Origin of the sequence: Streptomyces sp. T39 (assembly GCF_008042045.1) — a bacterium.
GTDB lineage: Bacteria > Actinomycetota > Actinomycetes > Streptomycetales > Streptomycetaceae > Streptomyces.
In genome coordinates, this window is record NZ_RDBP01000012.1 from 718,794 (window position 1) to 735,648 (window position 16,855).

A 16,855-nucleotide genomic window follows, 5' to 3' on the forward strand; every position below is an offset into this window, starting at 1 on the left:
GGCAGCCCCGGCGCGGCGCCCCGCGTACTGTTGCGCGGATGAACGCCAGCGACCGTACCCCTGCCGACCTGCTGCGATCCGCGCTCGCCGCGGACCCGGCGCGCCCTTTGGTCACTTTCTACGACGACGCCACCGGTGAGCGCGTCGAATTGTCCGTCGCCACCTTCGCCAATTGGGTGGCGAAGACCGCCAATCTGCTCCAGGGCGAGATGTCCGCGGAGCCGGGCGAGCGCCTCGCGCTGCTGGTGCCGGCGCACTGGCAGAGTGCCGTGTGGCTGCTGGCGTGTTCGTCGGTCGGGGTGGTCGCGGACGTGGGCGGCGATCCGGCCGCCGCGGACCATGTGGTGGCCGGGCCCGGGCGGTTCGAGGACGGACTCGCCTGCCAGGGCGAGCGGATGGCGCTGTCCCTCGCGCCGATGGGCCGCCGCTTCACCACCCCGCCCGCCGGCTGGGCCGACTACGCGGTGGAGGTGCCGAGTCAGGGCGACCGCTTCGCCCCGTACGCGCCGGTGGACCCGGACGGCGAGGCGCTGACGGTGGCCGGGGTGGCGCTGACGGGGGCCGAACTGGTCGATCGCGCGCGTGCGGACGCGCGGCGGCTCGGGCTGGACGCCGGGGCGCGGCTGCTGTCGGGCCTCGACTACGACACCTGGGACGGGCTGAGTGCGGGGCTGTTCGCGCCGCTGGCCGCCGGGGCCTCGGTCGTACTGTGCCGGAACCTGGGCGAGTTGTCCGACGACGGTCTGGCGAAGCGCGTGGAGAGCGAGCGGGTGAGCCTCACCGTGCGGTGACGGCGTGGTGGGGCGGGGACGGCCGTGCCGGCGGGGTGGCCGGCGGCTGCGGTACGACAAGCCCGGAGAAGTCCACTCAAGTGGCGCACATCCGGGCCAAGCCCTCCCGGCCCGGGCGTCAACTGCGGTGGATGATCGGCGACAAGCGTGTTTCAACGCACAACCAAGCGTCGGGTTCAGCCGTCTAGACCAGCGATCGGCGGCCCAGCGCGCTGCCGACGCCATGAAGGATGGACCCACACGTGACGGACAAGGCTGGCACGCCTGCGGAAGGGAACGCGGCCGCGGGGGCGGCCGACGGCGGCCCCGGCGACGCGACGGCCCTCGCGCCCGGCGGGGCCACCCCTGCGGGGGACGGCGGCGACTCCGGCGCCGCCGGCGGGCAGGACGGCCCCGGCAGCGGCGGCCGGGCCGCCGACGGCCCCGCCACGGACGGCAGCCCCGCGCACGGTGCCGCCCCGGTCGCCCCCGCCGCGGACGGCGACGCCGCCGCGGCCTGGGACACCCCGGGGAGCCGCGGTCCGGCGGCGGACCGGGCCACCGCGGACGACGACGCGACGGACGACGACGCGACGGACGGCGGCGCACCGCAGGGCAGCGGCCCCGCGGCGGCTGCCGCCGGGGCCCAGGACCAGGTCGGCGGCGCCCCCGAGACCGACGGGCCTTCCCCGGCCGGGGGCGACGACGGTCACGCGACCGGCGGCGGCCCCGACGCGGGCGACGGCAGCGGCGACAGCGACTCCGCTGCGGGCAGCGGTCCCCCTGCCGGCGACGACGCGGCCGGCGGTGACGGCCCCCCGGCGGACGGCGACCGCCCCGCGGGCGGCGAGGGCGGGGGTGCGCCGCGGAAGCGGCACTGGCTTCGGTGGGCCGCGCTCGGGACGTCGGTCGTCGTGCTGGCGGCCGCCGGCGCCGGCTGGTGGTTCTACCGCAAGCTCGACTCCAACATCACCACCGACACCTCGGCGGCGGCGGAACTGGAGACGTACGAGCGCGAGCGGCCCGCCTCGATCGCCACGGGAGCGGAGAACATCCTGCTGCTCGGCTCCGACACCCGGGAGGGCGCGGGCAACGACCGGTACGGCAAGGACGAGGGCGGCGGCGGAAGCCAGCGTTCCGACACCACGATCCTGCTGCACATCGCCGCCGACCGGAAGAGCGCCACCGCGATGTCGGTGCCGCGCGACCTGATGGTCACCATCCCGAGCTGCCGCAAGCCCGACGGGAAGCGGACCCGGGAGCAGACCGCGCAGTTCAACTGGGCGTTCCAGTTCGGGGGCGCCGCCTGCACCATCCGCACCGTGGAGAAGTTCACCGGGATCCGCATCGACCATCACATGGTGATCGACTTCCGGGGTTTCAAGGACATGGTCGACGCGGTCGACGGGGTCGAGATCTGCCTGCAGCAGCCGATCGACGACAAGGCGGCCCGGCTGAAGCTCGCGGCCGGACGGCAGACGCTGCACGGCGAGGAGGCGCTCGGCTTCGTGCGGGCCCGCAAGACCCTCGGGGACGGCAGCGACACCGAACGGATGGAGCGGCAGCAGCAGTTCCTCGGCGCGCTGGTCAAGAAGGTGCAGAGCAACGGCGTCCTGCTGAATCCGACCCGGCTCTACCCGGTGCTCGACGCGGCCACCAAGTCGATCACGACCGATCCGGGCCTCGACTCGCTGAAGGATCTGTACGACCTCACCCGCTCCCTCCGGAACGTTCCGACGGAAAAGGTGCAATTCCTTACCGTTCCCCGTCAGCCCTACCATCTCGATCCCAACCGTGACGAGTTGGTCGAGCCGGAGGCGGGCGAGCTGTTCGAGCGGCTGCGCGAGGACGCGCCGGTGACGGTCGTCCCGGAGGCCGAGAAGGAGGCGGCGGAGGCCGCCGGCGAAAGCCCTTCGCCGGACCCGACCTTCTCCGGCACCAATGCGGCCGACGGCACCTGCGGGTAAAGCAATGGCCAAGCACCGGACGACGGCGCGGAGGGATTGGGCGGATTGCCCGCTTGTAAGGGGTGAGGAATTTGTCACGCGCGTCGCTCGACGCTGAACTGGGCGGATAGTGTGACGCGATCCGGTGCTTGTGACCCCATGTCGCGCACTGCTGGATCGAAGGACCGAGCGCCTGGGGGGAGGCGCCTCGCGTGGCACCGACGGAGGACTCAAACAACCGTGGATGCGCAAAGCCGTGGCCGGGCGGAGGACATCGACCCCGCCGACCAGTGGGTCATGAACCCGCAGACCGGCAACTACGAACTGCGACTGGACCAATCCGCACCGCAGTCGACAGCCTCCTCCTCCCGGTCCTCGGGCACCAGAAGAGCCGCGCGGGGCGCCGCTCCGGCCGGCGAGGCCGCCGCGCCCGCGCGCACGGCCACCCGCCGCCGGCAGCCGGTCGGGGACGCCCGGGCAGCCGAGGTGCCCGGCCAGCGCGGCAGGCGTGGCGGCGGTGGCGGTGACCGCGTCCCGCCCCAGGCCGGGCGGCGCAAGCGCAAGCCGGCCGCGTCGCGCAGGAAGAAGGTGCTGCTGTGGACCGGCGGCACCCTCGCGCTGCTGATGGTCGGCACGGCGAGCGCCGGCTACCTCTACTACGAGCACCTGAACTCGAACATCACGTCCGTCCCGGACGACAACGCGGGCACCGGCGGCTTCAGCAAGGACCGGGCGATCAACATCCTGCTGATCGGCACGGACAAGCGCACCGGCGAGGGCAACGAGGGCTACGGCGACAAGAACAGCCCCGGCCACGCGGACACCACCGTGCTGCTGCACGTGTCCAAGGACCGCACCAACGCGACGGCGCTGAGCATCCCCCGTGACCTCATCACGGACATCCCGGACTGCCCGACGACGCAGGAGGACGGCTCCACCAAGGTCATCCCCGGTCAGCAGGGCGTCCGTTTCAACACGAGCCTCGGGCAGGCGGGCCGCACGCCGAGCTGCACCATGCGGACCGTCACCGAGATGACCGGCATCACCATGGACCACTTCATGGTGGCCGACTTCAACGCCGTCAAGACGCTGACCTCGGCCGTCGGCGGTGTCCCGATCTGCCTCGCCAAGGACGTCAAGGACCCGGACTCCCATCTGAACCTGCCGGCCGGCGAGCACACGCTCGAGGGCGAGGAGGCCCTCGCCTTCGTGCGGACCCGGCACTCCTTCGGCAACCAGGGCGACCTCGACCGGATCAGGATCCAGCAGCAGTTCCTCAGCTCGCTGATGCGCACCCTGAAGTCCAACGACACGCTCACCAGCCCCACCAAGCTGGTCAAGCTCGCCGAGGCGGGCACCAAGGCGCTGACCGTCGACTCGAAGATCGACGACATAGGGAAGCTCCGCGACCTCGGTCTGGAACTCGGCAAGTTCGACATGAAGAACCTGACCTTCGCCACGGTGCCCGTGCTGGACAACCCGGCGGAGAAGGTCAAGGCCACGGTCGTCCTGAACACCGCCAAGTCGGACCAGCTGTTCTCGATGGTCAAGAACGACATCTCGCTCACCGAGGTCGAGGCCCAGAAGAAGGAGAAGCAGCAGGCCGCCCAGGCCGAGCAGGCCAAGCTCCTGGAGGGAACCAGGGCCGAGGCGTCCGGCGTCCGTGTCGACGTACTCAACGGCGGCGGCCCCCAGGGCGCGGCCCAGAAGACACTGGACTGGCTCCAGAACACCGAGGGAGTCCTGAAGTCCACCAACAAGGGCAACGCGCCCGCGGACGTCTCGCAGACGACGCTGGTGTACGCGCCCAACCAGGCCGACCAGGCCCGCAAGCTCGCGGACCTGATGGGCCTGCCCGCCGCGGCGCTCAAGCCGGGCACGACCGACGCCGAGGGACTGGAAGCGATGACGCTGACCCTCGGCCCCGACTTCAAGGGCGCGGGGGTGCCCATCACCGGTCCGGCAAAGGCGCCGGACGACGCGGTGCAGGCGGACAAGAAACTGTGCGCCAAGTGACATTCGAACCGGGCTCATCGGGGAGAGCCTGAACACAGGGGGTCTTGGGGTGGGACAGAGCAAGGTCCGTGGGGAGGGAACGCGTCAGCGCGGACCGGAACCCGGCGATTTCGGCTGGGACGAAAGCCTGTACGAGGAGGGCGACGAACGCGTCCCGGGCAGCCGCAGGGCGCCCGACGACGCCCGTACCGGCGCCGGCGGGGACGACGACACCGGCGACGGCACGGCGGATCCGAGAGCCGGCTCGCACCGGCGCGGCGGTGCTCCGCGCCGCCGGGCGAAACGCGGCAGACGCCGGATAGGGCGCTGGATCGCGCTGTCGCTGTCGGTGCTGATCCTCGGCACCGCGGGGGCGGGATACCTGTACTACGAGCACCTGAACAGCAACATCCGCAAGGGCGAGCGGAGCGCCGCCGACTCCGACGTGCGCAAGACGGCGCCCAACGCGGCAGGCCAGACCCCGCTGAACGTGCTGCTCATCGGCTCGGACAGCCGGAACTCCAGCGCCAACCTCAAGCTCGGCGGGTCGAAGAAGAGCGTCGGTGCGAAGCCGCTCGCGGACGTGCAGATGCTGCTGCACGTGTCGGCCGACCGCAAGAACGCGTCGGTCGTCTCCATCCCCCGCGACACCAAGGTCGACATCCCCAAGTGCACCGACCCGAAGACCAAGGAGGAGTTCCCCGCCACCCGCGACCTGATCAACGCGACGCTCGGCCGCGGCGGTGCCGGCTGCACGCTGGCCACCTGGCAGGAGCTCACCGGGGTCTACATCGACCACTGGATGATGGTCGACTTCGCGGGCGTCGTCTCGATGGCGGACGCGATCGGCGGCGCCGACGTCTGCGTCCGGCAGAACGTCTACGACGGCCCCAAGCCCGGTGTCCCGGGCGGCTCGGGGCTGCGGCTGAAGGCGGGCACCTGGCCCATCCAGGGTGAGCAGGCGCTCCAGTGGCTGCGGACCCGCCATGCCTTCGAGAGCGACTTCGGCCGCTCCAAGGCCCAGCACATGTACATGAACTCGGTGATCCGCAAGCTCAAGGACCAGAACGCCTTCACCGACACCGGTCAGCTGATGGACCTCGCGGAGACGGCCACCAAGGCGCTCCAGGTCTCGCAGGAGATCGGCACCGTCAAGAAGCTGTTCGACCTCAGCATGACGCTGAAGGACGTGCCGACCAGCCGGATCGCGATGCTGACGATGCCGCGCATCCCCGACCCGAACAACCCGGACGCGCACGTGCTGCCCGCCCCGGGTGAGGCCGAGCGTCTCTGGGAGATGCTGCGCGAGGACATCCCCGTGGACGGCAAGGCGCCGACGTCCGAGGCGAAGAAGCCGGCCGCGCCGAAGGACCCGGCCGCCGACCCGGCGGACATCGGGATCATGGTCCGCAACGGCACCGGTTCCACCACCGAGCAGCCCACGCAGCGCCGGGCGGCCACCGTCGCCGGGCTGCTGGCGGACAAGGGCTTCTCGGGAGCCAAGCCGGACATCACGCCCGAGTCCCAGAAGCGCACCCAGGTGCTGTTCCCGAGCGCCGACCTGGAGGGCGACGCGCACGCCGTGGCCAAGGCCCTCGGCATCCCCACGAGCGCCGTGAAGAAGTCCGCCGACGTCTCCGGCGTGACGCTGGTGGTGGGCGCGGACTGGCGGACCGGGAACACGTTCCCGAAGGCCGATCCGGCTTCCGGGCCGCCGAAGAACACCGAGACGGTCATGGGCGACAACAAGGGCGAGTGCATGGACATCTACTGGCCCTACCGCTTCTGACCGGTTTCCGAGCCGCCGCCGGTCCGCTTCCGGCCGGCGGGACGCCGTACGACGACGCCGCCCGCCCCCCTGTGCAGGGGGCGGGCGGCGTCGTCGTACGGCGCGGGCCGCTCAGGCCGCGGTGCCCACCGGGGGCCGGCGGCTGGCGATGACCTTCTTCGCGAGCGAGCGCGGGCTGGTCAGGAAGCCGTAGCCCCAGGACATGTGCATCGTGGCGAGGGCCACGGGGATCCGGAGCCGGGCCGCCAGGGGGAGCCCCTTGCCCGCCGGGACCGAGCCGGCGGCGATGGCCGCCAGGTAGCCGCCCGGCACGACGAACGCCCAGGGCGTCAGGGCGGCGCCGGCGACCAGCCCCGCGGCGATGGCGCACACGGCGGCCGGCGGGGCGAGGTAGCGCAGGTTGATGGAGCCGGCGTGGTACCGGGCGACGACATGGCGCCAGCGCCCGTAGTCCTTGTACTGCTTCGCCAGGGCGCGGACCGAGGGGCGGGGCCGGTACTGCACCCTCAGCTCGGGCGAGAACCAGATCAGGCCGCCCGCCTCGCGGATGCGGAAGTTCAGCTCCCAGTCCTGGGCGCGGATGAACTCCACGTTGTACCCGCCCTGCTGCTCCAGCGCCTCGCGGCGGAAGACGCCCAGGTACACGGTCTCCGCGGGGCCGGCGGCGCCGCCCGTGTGGAAGGCCGCGTTGCCGACGCCGATCCTCGACGTCATGGCCGCGGCGACCGCGTCCTCCCAGGCGTTCTCGCCCTCGGCGTGCATGATGCCGCCGACGTTCTGCGCGCCGGTCTCCTCCAGGAGGCGGACGGCGGTGGCGATGTAGTTCGGCGACAGCATGCCGTGACCGTCGACCCGGACGACGATCGGGTGGCGCGACGCCTTGATGGCGGCGTTCAGCGCGGCCGGGGTGCGGCCGGTCGGGTTCGGCACGGTGTGGACGCGGGGGTCCTCGCGCACGAGTTCTGCGGCGATCTCGTCGGTGCGGTCCGTGGACGGTCCGAGCGCGATCACCACCTCCATCTCGCCGTCGTACTCCTGCTCGAGGATGTGACGGACCGAGTTGCGCAGGTGCCGCTCCTCGTTGAGGACCGGCATGATCACGGATACAGGCGGCGTGGCGTTCATCGCCCGCCACGTTACCGCGAACGGGGGACCCCCTGGCGCGGCGGTCGGTGTCGCAGATCGTATGGGCCTACGGTGCTCAGGATTCCCTGCCGTCGGTCCCGGTGCAGGATCCCGTCCTCTGCGGAGGTGTCCCTTGCCCCCACCGCCCCGCCCACGGCGTCGGCGGCATCGGGCACGTGGTCGTGTCGAGCCTGGAGACGGGCATCGAGCGGGTCGACCCGTTCCGCGACATGAAGAACAGGCCCGACGACGGTCACGGCACCAACATCCTGCTCGTGGGCACCGACGGCCGCGACAAGATCACGGCCGAGGAGAAGAAGAAGTACAGGCTCGGCGGAGCGGGCTGCCGCTGCACCGACACGATCATGCTGGTGCACATCTCCGCCGACCGTGAGCGGGCCAGCGTCGTGAGCCTGCCGCGGGACAGTTACGCGGAGATCCCCGAGCACACCGACGCCACGACGGGCAAACGCCACGAGAAGCACCCCGTGAAGCTGAACGCCGCGTACTCCGAGGGCGGGCCCGCCCTGACCGTGCGCACCGTGGAGCACATGACCCGGGTGAAGATCGACCACTACCTGGAGGTCGACTTCACCAGCTTCATGCGGACCGTGGACGCCGTGGGCGGCGTCCGGATCTGCACGGCCCGCCCGATGAAGGACTCGTACACCGGCCTCGACCTGCCCGTCGGCACCCATGAGCTCACCGGCGGCCAGGCGCTGCAGTACGTGCGCTCGCGGCACATCGACGGGGCGGCCGACCTCGGCCGCATGCAGCGCCAGCAGCGCTTCATGGCGGCCCTCGTCGACCGGGCCACCGGCAGCGGCGTGCTGCTGAACCCGGTGAAGCTTCGCAAGGTGACCTCCACCGTGCTGGGTTCGGTGCGCGCCGACAAGGACTTCGGCACCGACGAGATGCTGGCGCTCGGCCGGGCGATGCGCGGGTTCTCCGCCGCCTCGTCGGAGTTCACCTCGGTGCCGGTCGGCGACGTGGCCCATGTGGTCAAGGGCGTCGGCTCGACCGTGAAGTGGGACGACGCGAAGTCGCGCAGGCTGTTCCAGCTCATCCGGGACGACAAGCCGATCGCCGTGCAGCGGCCGAAGAGGCCCCGGGCCGCCCTGGTCGACGTCTCCCCCTCGCGGATCCGTGTCCAGGTCTACAACGGCACCCGTGCCGACGGTCTCGGCGAGCGCGTCGACGCGGCGCTGCGCGGGACCGGCTTCCTCACCACCCGGTCCCCGCTGAACGGCGGCGACCGCGGCGTGAAGCGCACCTATGTGACGTACGACCCTCGCTGGGACCGCTCGGCGAGAACGCTGCGGACCGCGCTGGGCGGCTGCGAGCTGCGGCCGGTGCGGGGCCAGGGCCCGACGATGAAGGTGATGGCGGGCGCGGACTTCGACGGCGTGACGCAGGTACGGGCGGAGGACCGGCAGCAGGGCGAGTTCGGCGCGGTGACGGGCGACCAGGTGGTGTGCCCGTAGGACCGTGCTCCCGGGGCCCGGTGCACGCGCCCCGGGGCCGGTCTCAGTCGTCGATGCCCTCGGCGGCGCGCTTCTCGCGCAGTTCCTTGATCGCGCGCCGGCGGGCGAGGCGGTGGGTGCGCCGGATCTGGGCCTCCTGGTACCGCCGCCGGTCGCGTTCCGTCTCCGGGATCACGGGCGGGACCTGCCGGGGCCTGCCGTCGGCGTCCACGGCCGCGAAGACGAGGTAGGCGGATCCCACCTGCTGCGCGGGGGTCGACTCGTTCCACCGTTCGGCCATGACGCGGACGCCGACCTCCATCGAGGACCGTCCCGTCCAGTTGACCTGGGCCTTCACATGCACCAGGTCGCCGACCCTGACCGGCTCCAGGAAGACCATCTCGTCCATGGAGGCGGTGACCGCGGGTCCGCCGGAGTGACGCCCCGCGACGGCGCCCGCCGCGTCGTCCACGAGCTTCATGATCACGCCGCCGTGCACCGTGCCGAGGAGGTTCGTGTCGTTGCCGGTCATGATGTGGCTGAGGGTGGTGCGGGACGCCTCGGTGGGCTTGCCCGGGATGTCGCTCTCCGGGCGGGTGGCCTGAGGACGCCGACCTCCATCGAGGACCGTCCCGTCCAGTTGACCTGGGCCTTCACATGCACCAGGTCGCCGACCCTGACCGGCTCCAGGAAGACCATCTCGTCCATGGAGGCGGTGACCGCGGGTCCGCCGGAGTGACGCCCCGCGACGGCGCCCGCCGCGTCGTCCACGAGCTTCATGATCACGCCGCCGTGCACCGTGCCGAGGAGGTTCGTGTCGTTGCCGGTCATGATGTGGCTGAGGGTGGTGCGGGACGCCTCGGTGGGCTTGCCCGGGATGTCGCTCTCCGGGCGGGTGGCCTGATCTGTCATGGCGACCACCTTATGCCGGGCCGCGGGCCGGTCCTCATTGCATCAGCTTCGCTACAGGCGTGGTGTGATTTCCCACCCGCCCTGTCGGCCCGGGGCCCACCCCCGGCACACTGTTCCGCATGAACGACTGGCCCGATGGATGGACCGCCGAGGGCGGCAACGGCGACGGACGCGGCTACGGGCGCGGCAGTGCCGGGTCGCAGCCCGAGAGCGCCCGTGTGATGCGCCATGTCCAGCGCCCGGCGAACCCGCCGCGCAGCTCCGTGCCGCCGCAGCAGCGCGGCTACGACCAGGGGTACGCCGAGCCCGGCTACGACAGCGGCTACAACACCGGGCAGGTCTACGGCTCCCCCGCCGGCGGGGGGCACGGTGTCCCGCCGCAGGGCGGCGACCCGTACGGGCAGCCCGGGCGGCCCGCGCCGGACTGGCGGCGGCGCATCAAGGTCGGTTCGATCGTGGTGCTGGTCGCGGTGCTCGGCACGACCATCGGCACCTACTTCTGGGCCGACGGCAAGGTGCGGCGCGAGGTCGATCTCTCCAAGGTCGTCGAGCGGCCGGCGGAGGGCGACTGCACCACGTATCTGATCGTCGGGTCGGACAGCCGTGAGGGCATGTCCGCCGAGGAGAAGAAGAAGCTCCACACCGGTTCCGCCGAGGGCAAGCGGACGGACTCGATGATGATCCTCGCCGCCTGCGGCAGCGGGAACACCATGATCTCGCTCCCCCGTGACTCGGACGTCGAGATACCGACGTTCGTCGGCTCGGAGTCGGGCAAGACGTTCAAGGGCACGGGCCGGCGGGTCAAGCTGAACGCCGCGTACGCGGAGGACGGTCCGGAGCTGCTGGTCCGCACCGTCGAGCACAACACCGGCCTGCGCATCGACCACTACGCGGAGATCGGCTTCGCCGGCTTCGCCAACATCGTGGACGCGCTCGGCGGCGTCGAGATGAATATCGAGAAGGGGTTCAAGGACAAGAAGTCCGGGGCCGACTTCCAGGCGGGCAAGCAGACCCTCGACGGCGAGCAGGCCCTTGCCTTCGTCCGCACCCGGTACGCGTTCGCGGGCAGCGACCTGGACCGGACGAAGAACCAGCAGAAGTTCCTCTCCACGCTGGCGAACCAGGCGGCGACGCCGGGCACGATCCTCAACCCGTTCAAGCTGTACCCGACGCTCGGCGCCGGCCTGGACACCCTGATCGTGGACAAGGACATGTCCCTGTGGGACCTGGGGTCGATGTTCTTCGCGATGAAGGGCGTCAGCAGCGGTGACGGGAAGTCGATGAACATCCCGATCTCGGGCAGCCGCGGCGGCAACCTCGTCTGGGACAAGACGAAGGTGCAGCAGCTGGTGAAGCAGATCCAGAACGACGAGCCGGTCACCGTCACCGGCAAGTGACGCCGTTCCCGAAGGGCCCGCACCGCGTCCGGTGCGGGCCCTTCGGCGTCGGTGGTGAAAGGCCCTACGCGAACGGGTTCGCGTGGCCCGGGAGCTGCTGGCCCGGCGGCAGGAAGCGGCGGCGGCCGTGCTCGTCGGTGACGGCGGTGAGGCCGGCGGCCGTCAGACGGTCGGCGATGCGCTGCCGCCGGACGTCGCTCAGCCGGAACGCGCCGGCGAGGAAGGCGGCGAGGACCGCACTCACCGCGAGGGCCTCCACCCACTTGCCCATGGCCAGGAAGATGACGGCCACGACGCCGATCATCGCGTAGGCGAACCGCTTCTGGCTCGGGCCGGTGGGCTGCGCCATCACGTCGTAGCCGATGCGGTCCTTCAGGACGGCGACCGCGGCCTCGGCCTCGGGGAGCGGGCTCAGCGTGCCGGGCTTCAGGCCGGGCACCGGGCCGCCCATGCCGGCCTCCGGGTGGGCGGCGATGGTCGCCGCCTCGCGGGCACGGGCCTCGGGCCGGGGGTCGCGGTACAGGCGCACGGCGAGGACGGACTTGTTGTGCCCCTCGCGCCAGGCCTCCCCGTACGAGAAGCCGTACTGCTCGGCGACGTACGCCTGCGCGGCGACCCGCTTGGCGACGGATGCCTCCTGCCGCAGCTCGACGACGTCCTGCGTGGCGATCTGCCGCAGCAGCGACGCGATCCGCTTGTCGGATGCGTTCATGACCTTCTCCCACCCCATGCGTGCGAAATCCCGGCCGCCCAGTGGCGGCAGCGCAGCGTAAACCGCGGCGGAGTGGATCATTCCGGCGGGGGGTGGAGTACCGGGCCGACGGCGGCCGATGAGTTCCGGGGACGGCCGGCGTCTACCCGTACAACCGAGGACGACAGCCCCAGGGCACCAGGAGGACCGGCCATGAAGAAGATCATCGCGCAGCTGTTCATCTCGCTCGACGGCGTCATCGAGGACCCCCACGAGTGGCACTTCCCCTACTTCAGCGACGCCATGGGCCGGGCCGTCGACGGGGTCATCGGACAGGCGGGGACGCTGCTGCTCGGCCGGGCCACCTACGACGGCTTCGCCGAGGCGTGGCCGGGGCGGGAGACGGAGGGCGGCGAGGACGCACCGTTCGCGAAGCAGCTCGGCGACACCCGGAAGGTCGTCGTCTCGCACCGCCCGCTGGACGGGGCCTGGCGCAACTCGGAACGGCTGGAGGGCGACCTCGTGGAGGCGGTCACCGCGCTGAAGAACGAGCCGGGCGAGGGCCACATCGCCGTGAGCGGTTCGGTGTCCCTGGTGCGCCAGTTGCTGGCAGCGGGGCTGCTCGACGACCTCAACCTGCTGGTGCACCCGCTCGCCGTGGGCAAGGGGGACCGGCTGTTCCGCGACGGCACGGAGACCGTGCCGCTGTCCCTGCTCTCCTCCGAGACGCTGGAGCAGGGCGTGCTGGACCTCCACTACGGGCCCGCCGCACCGGCCGCGGAGGCGACCTACGAGGACGCGAAGCAGCACCTGGCGGGCGCGGAGGGCTGACCCTAGACCGGGGCCGTGCCCGTGGCGCGCACGCCGGCCCGAGCCGCCTTCTCGTCGGCGTCCGCGAGCAGGAACAGCAGGGGCGGGAGGGCGAGTTCGATGCCGGTGAGCACCAGCTGGAAGACATGCGGGCGGCCCTCGGAGGCGAGGGACAGCAGCCGCCCGACGGCCCCGAGCAAAAAGACGGCGGTGAGCCAGCGCACGGCGGACGCGGGGATCGGCGAGCGCCGGGCGGCCAGCAGCCAGGCGAGGCCGTAACCGGCGAAGATCGCCCCGAGGAAGCGTCCGAGGCTGTCCATCGTGGGCCCGGCGTCCTCGGCGCCCGGGACGACCGCGTTGCCCAGCAGGACGTGCCCCAGCCCGATCGCCAGACAGGCGTACCCCATCGTCAGTACGAGCCCCCGCAGCGCCTTCGCCCTCGTCATGACCGGCCGCCCTCCGTCGGAAGTGCACTAGTAGACATGTGTCTACTACACTCCCGCCACTAGTGGACATGTGTCAAGTAGGATCGGCGGATGCCCCGCCAGCGCCTCACGCCCGACGCGCGACGCGCCCAGCTGCTGGACGTCGCCGCCGCCCTCTTCGCCGCACAGCCCTACGAGGACGTGACGATGGAGGAGATCGCCGAGCGCGCGGGGGTCTCACGCGCGCTGCTCTACCGCCACTTCCCCGGGAAGCGGGAGCTGTTCGCCGCGCTCTACACGCAGGTCGCCGGGGAGCTGCTGGCCAGGACCAGGGTCGATCCCGCGGAGACCTTCGTCGAGCAGCTCACCGAGGGCCTGGACGCCCACATCGCGTACTTCGCGGCGAACCGCCACACCGTCCTGGCCGCGAACAGGGCCCTGGCGGGCGACCGCCTGATCCAGACGATCATCACGGACGAGCTGGACGCCCTGCGGGAGAAGCTGCTGGGCGTCCTGCCGGTCACCGGCACCCGTCACCGGGCCGCCGTCTCCGGCGTGCTGAAGAGCTGGCTGGTCTTCGTCCAGGTCCTCTGCCTGGACTGGCTCGTCGAGGAGACCTGCACCCCCGAGGAGCTGCGCGACGTCTGCATCGGCGCCGTGGTGGGCGGCCTGCGGCCGCTCCTGGACGAGGACCCGGCCCCGGAGTGGGGCGCCGGATGCTGAGGCGTCAGCCGCGGGACGCGTAGGCCACGAACGCGGCCCACGCGGCGGGCGCGAAGCCGAGCTCGGGGCCGGCGGGGTGCTTGGAGTCGCGGACGTGGATCGCGTCGGGGGTGGCGGCGCACTCGACGCACTCCGGGCCGTCGTTGCTGCTGTAGCTGCTCTTGACCCACTCCAGCGTCGTGCCGTCGCCGTCTGCGATCCTGCGGCTCATGTCTCTCCCAGCACTTTCTCGACGAAGGCCAGGGACTCCCGTGGAGTGAGAGCCTGGGCCCGGACAATTCCGTACCGCAACTCGATGATCCGGACCTCCTTGGGGTCGGAGATCAGACGGTTCGACAGCTGGCCTTCCCAGTGTGCCACCGCCGTACCGTCGTCGAACTTCAGCAACTGGAACTGGCCGCCCATGCCCGCATGATCCTCCCGGTCGGTCGGCATCACCTGGATCTCCACATGCCGCAACCGGCCCACATGCAGGATGTGTTCGAGTTGACGGCGCGCAACGGCCCTGCCGCCGAGGGGCCGCCTGACGGTCACCTCTTCCAGGACGAAGGTGAGCATCCTGAGCGGCTCGGCGTCGAAGATCTCCTGCCGTGCCATCCGGGCCGCCACGTACCGGCCGATCTGGTCCGCGCTGAACGACGGCCGCCGCATCTCGTACAGGGCGCGGGCGTACTCCTCCGTCTGGAGCAGACCGTGCAGGTTGTGGTTGCTGTAGGAACCGAGCTCGACCGCCTCGCGCTCCAGCCGCGCCAGGTCCCGGACCTTCTTCGGGTACCTCGCCTCCGCGACGTCCTTCTTCATCGCGGCCAGCTTGCCGCCCGCGCCGAGGACCTCGTCCGCCCTGTCCAGGAACTCCGGCTTGGGGATGCGCTTGCCGACCTCGACCTTGTAGACCTGGTTCTCGCCGTAGCCGATCGCCGCGCCCAGTTCGGCCGCGCGCAGGCCGGCCGCCTCCCGCCACAGCCTGACCTGCCGTCCGACCGCCGCGATGACGGCTCCCGAGTCGTCGTCCTCCGGCTCGACGTCCCGGTCCGCCTCCTCCGCGCCCTCGTCCACCATCGCGACACCGCCTCCACCCGTCGCCCGTACCGTGTCGTGAGCGGTCCGCCGTACCGGTTGGACAAGCCCGTACACCGATGGGACAGTCACTGTCCGTACACGCGCCGCTCTGGCCAGCGTAAGCGCGGCACGGCCACGCTGAGTGACGTGCATCAGGAAATCACCCGAACCGAAACCTCCGCTCCCGAGCGGACGTTCACCGTGCTGCTCTCCCCCACCCGCCGGGGTGCGCGGCTCGCCCGCCTGCTGACCTGCGCCCAACTCGGCTCCTGGGGGCTGCCGTCGGAAGCGGCCGCGCAGATCGTCGCCGAACTGGCGGCCAACGCGGCGACCCATGGACGCGTACCCGGCCGGGACTTCCGGCTGGAGCTCGCCGTACGGGACACCGGGAAGCTGCTGCGGATCGCCGTCACCGACACCCGGGACGACAGGCTCCCGCCCACCACCGGCACCGCCCTCGCGCCCGCCGACGACGAGTCCGGGCGCGGCCTGCTCATCGTCGGGGCGCTGGCCGACCGCTGGGGCGTGGCGCTCGGCCCGGTGCCGCGCAAGACCGTCTGGGCGGAGCTGCATCTCGCTCCCCAGCAGGTCGGACCGGGTCGTGGAGGACTGCGACCCGGTGTGCCGTGACGCGCTGGGCTGGGACGCAAGAAGATCAAAGAACTCCGGAAAGAACCAGGGAAACCACTCCTCCCCACCCCTCCGCCGTCACCTGACCCTCCGTCACCCGCTCGGGTGACTTTGGCCGATCGGGCTGGATTTCGGGCGGGTTGACGGGCATATGCTCGCGGCGACAACCACAGACATGCGTCGGCCCCCGGCCGGGACTGGCATCCCGATCGAGGGCCTGACCACCGAGGAAGTTAGGGCTTCCCGATGGATACCCCGCAGATTAGCGCGCCCTCGCGCGCCCCGTCCCGCGTTCCCCGCCGTGTCAGCGCCTTCGGCGTGATCCATGTGAACGCGATCCACACCACCCGCTTCACGATCGTCGGCAACCACCTCGCCCAGCACGGGCAGTTGTCGCTCACCGCGATCGGGCTGGCCGTGCACATCCAGTCGCTGCCCGACGGGGCGAAGGTCGGCATCAAGGTGCTCGCCGACCGCTTCCCGGAGAGCGAGGCACGGATCGCCTCCGCCCTGCGCGAGCTGGAGGAACACTCCTACCTGGCGCGCACCGTGGAGCGCCTCCCCGAGGGCAGGGTCGTCACCCGCACCGTCTCGTACAACCACCCGGACGTGGCCGCCGGTTCGGTGACACCGGCCCCGCAGGCGCAGCCGCAGCGGAGCCCGGAGCCGGTGGCCCCGCCACCGGCTCCCGAACCGGTGGCCCCGCCTCCGACTCCGACACCCGCACCCCGGCCGGCACCCTCCGCCGAGCCCCCGTCCGCACCCCGSCGGGCACCGTCCGCGGAGCCCCCGTCCGCGGAGCCCTCGCCCGCTCTCGCGCCCGCACCACCGCGGCCACCGCTCCCCCAGCCCCGGAACCCCGACCCGGAGCTCCACCGCATCGCCGCCGAGCTGCTCGCCGGTCTACGGCGCGACGACCCCCGGCTGCTCCTCGGCGAGGCCGACGTGGGGCGCCTGGCCCCGGCCGTCGCCGCGTGGCTGGAGCGGGAGATCACCCCCGGCGCCGTGCGCCACGCCCTGACCAGCGGCCTGCCGCACCCCGTGAAACGCCCGGCGGCGCCGCCGACCCGCGCACCGCCCGCTTCTACGCCGACGGCGTCTACGACGTGCTCGCCCAGGG

Annotated in this window: 17 protein-coding genes; 10 read left to right on the plus strand and 7 right to left on the minus strand. The window is 71.8% G+C overall.

Translation table 11 applies throughout. From position 1 onward, the window contains the following. Nucleotides 1-38: 38 nt before the first annotated feature. The 4 genes from EAO77_RS04100 (at nt 39) to EAO77_RS04115 (ending at nt 6,500) form a co-directional block, all read left to right on the plus strand. Nucleotides 39-791: a TIGR03089 family protein gene (locus tag EAO77_RS04100; protein WP_147986748.1), complete on the plus strand. Its 753-nt coding sequence runs from the start codon at nt 39-41 to the stop codon at nt 789-791. 230 nt (nt 792-1,021) lie between these two features. Continuing rightward, nucleotides 1,022-2,737: an LCP family protein gene (locus EAO77_RS04105; RefSeq protein ID WP_147986749.1), complete on the plus strand. Its 1,716-nt coding sequence runs from the start codon at nt 1,022-1,024 to the stop codon at nt 2,735-2,737. 219 nt (nt 2,738-2,956) lie between these two features. Further along, entirely contained in the window at nt 2,957-4,732 is a 1,776-nt protein-coding gene (locus EAO77_RS04110; RefSeq protein ID WP_147986750.1) for an LCP family protein, read from the plus strand. Nucleotides 4,733-4,781: 49 nt separating this feature from the next. Next, nucleotides 4,782-6,500, plus strand: a complete 1,719-nt coding sequence (locus EAO77_RS04115) for an LCP family protein (RefSeq protein ID WP_261993790.1) — start codon at nt 4,782-4,784, stop codon at nt 6,498-6,500. Nucleotides 6,501-6,611: 111 nt separating this feature from the next. Here EAO77_RS04115 and EAO77_RS04120 read toward each other — a convergent pair whose 3' ends face one another. Further along, complete coding sequence (locus EAO77_RS04120) at nt 6,612-7,625, minus strand: glycosyltransferase family 2 protein (protein ID WP_147986751.1); 1,014 nt, start codon at nt 7,623-7,625, stop codon at nt 6,612-6,614. Between the two features lie 101 nt (nt 7,626-7,726). On the opposite strand from EAO77_RS04120, the gene EAO77_RS04125 reads away from it, so the two are divergent. Continuing rightward, entirely contained in the window at nt 7,727-9,109 is a 1,383-nt protein-coding gene (locus EAO77_RS04125; protein WP_147986752.1) for an LCP family protein, read from the plus strand. A gap of 43 nt (nt 9,110-9,152) precedes the next feature. Here EAO77_RS04125 and EAO77_RS04130 read toward each other — a convergent pair whose 3' ends face one another. After that, nucleotides 9,153-9,728: an acyl-CoA thioesterase gene (locus EAO77_RS04130; RefSeq protein ID WP_147986753.1), complete on the minus strand. Its 576-nt coding sequence runs from the start codon at nt 9,726-9,728 to the stop codon at nt 9,153-9,155. Next, complete coding sequence (locus EAO77_RS04135) at nt 9,617-10,000, minus strand: acyl-CoA thioesterase (protein WP_261993791.1); 384 nt, start codon at nt 9,998-10,000, stop codon at nt 9,617-9,619. Before EAO77_RS04135 ends, EAO77_RS04130 begins: the two co-directional genes overlap by 112 nt. A gap of 119 nt (nt 10,001-10,119) precedes the next feature. Between EAO77_RS04135 and EAO77_RS04140 the strand changes: the two genes are divergently transcribed. Continuing rightward, on the plus strand, nt 10,120-11,397 hold the full coding sequence (locus EAO77_RS04140; protein ID WP_187283110.1) for an LCP family protein: 1,278 nt from the start codon (nt 10,120-10,122) through the stop codon (nt 11,395-11,397). A gap of 64 nt (nt 11,398-11,461) precedes the next feature. Here EAO77_RS04140 and EAO77_RS04145 read toward each other — a convergent pair whose 3' ends face one another. Beyond that, nucleotides 11,462-12,109, minus strand: a complete 648-nt coding sequence (locus EAO77_RS04145) for a hypothetical protein (protein WP_147986754.1) — start codon at nt 12,107-12,109, stop codon at nt 11,462-11,464. Nucleotides 12,110-12,301: 192 nt separating this feature from the next. On the opposite strand from EAO77_RS04145, the gene EAO77_RS04150 reads away from it, so the two are divergent. Continuing rightward, the gene (locus EAO77_RS04150) at nt 12,302-12,919 is read left to right on the plus strand and encodes a dihydrofolate reductase family protein (protein WP_147986755.1); all 618 of its coding nucleotides are present in this window, start codon (nt 12,302-12,304) and stop codon (nt 12,917-12,919) included. 2 nt (nt 12,920-12,921) lie between these two features. On the opposite strand, the gene EAO77_RS04155 is transcribed toward EAO77_RS04150, so the two are convergent. Further along, entirely contained in the window at nt 12,922-13,344 is a 423-nt protein-coding gene (locus EAO77_RS04155; protein ID WP_147986756.1) for a DUF4345 domain-containing protein, read from the minus strand. A gap of 90 nt (nt 13,345-13,434) precedes the next feature. Here EAO77_RS04155 and EAO77_RS04160 point away from each other — a divergent pair, with 90 nt between their 5' ends. After that, nucleotides 13,435-14,046 (plus strand): TetR/AcrR family transcriptional regulator, encoded by a 612-nt coding sequence (locus EAO77_RS04160; RefSeq protein ID WP_147986757.1) that lies wholly within the window; start codon nt 13,435-13,437, stop codon nt 14,044-14,046. 4 nt (nt 14,047-14,050) lie between these two features. Here EAO77_RS04160 and EAO77_RS04165 read toward each other — a convergent pair whose 3' ends face one another. Both EAO77_RS04165 and EAO77_RS04170 read right to left on the minus strand, forming a co-directional pair. Continuing rightward, entirely contained in the window at nt 14,051-14,257 is a 207-nt protein-coding gene (locus EAO77_RS04165) for a DUF397 domain-containing protein (RefSeq protein WP_147986758.1), read from the minus strand. Next, entirely contained in the window at nt 14,254-15,105 is an 852-nt protein-coding gene (locus EAO77_RS04170) for a helix-turn-helix domain-containing protein (RefSeq protein ID WP_147986759.1), read from the minus strand. The genes EAO77_RS04165 and EAO77_RS04170 overlap by 4 nt, the downstream gene beginning before the upstream one ends. 147 nt (nt 15,106-15,252) lie before the next feature. Here EAO77_RS04170 and EAO77_RS04175 point away from each other — a divergent pair, with 147 nt between their 5' ends. Continuing rightward, the gene (locus EAO77_RS04175) at nt 15,253-15,735 is read left to right on the plus strand and encodes an ATP-binding protein (RefSeq protein WP_147986760.1); all 483 of its coding nucleotides are present in this window, start codon (nt 15,253-15,255) and stop codon (nt 15,733-15,735) included. A gap of 246 nt (nt 15,736-15,981) precedes the next feature. Beyond that, the coding region (locus tag EAO77_RS38415) for a hypothetical protein (RefSeq protein ID WP_187283111.1) at nt 15,982-16,855 on the plus strand (874 nt) is incomplete at its 3' end.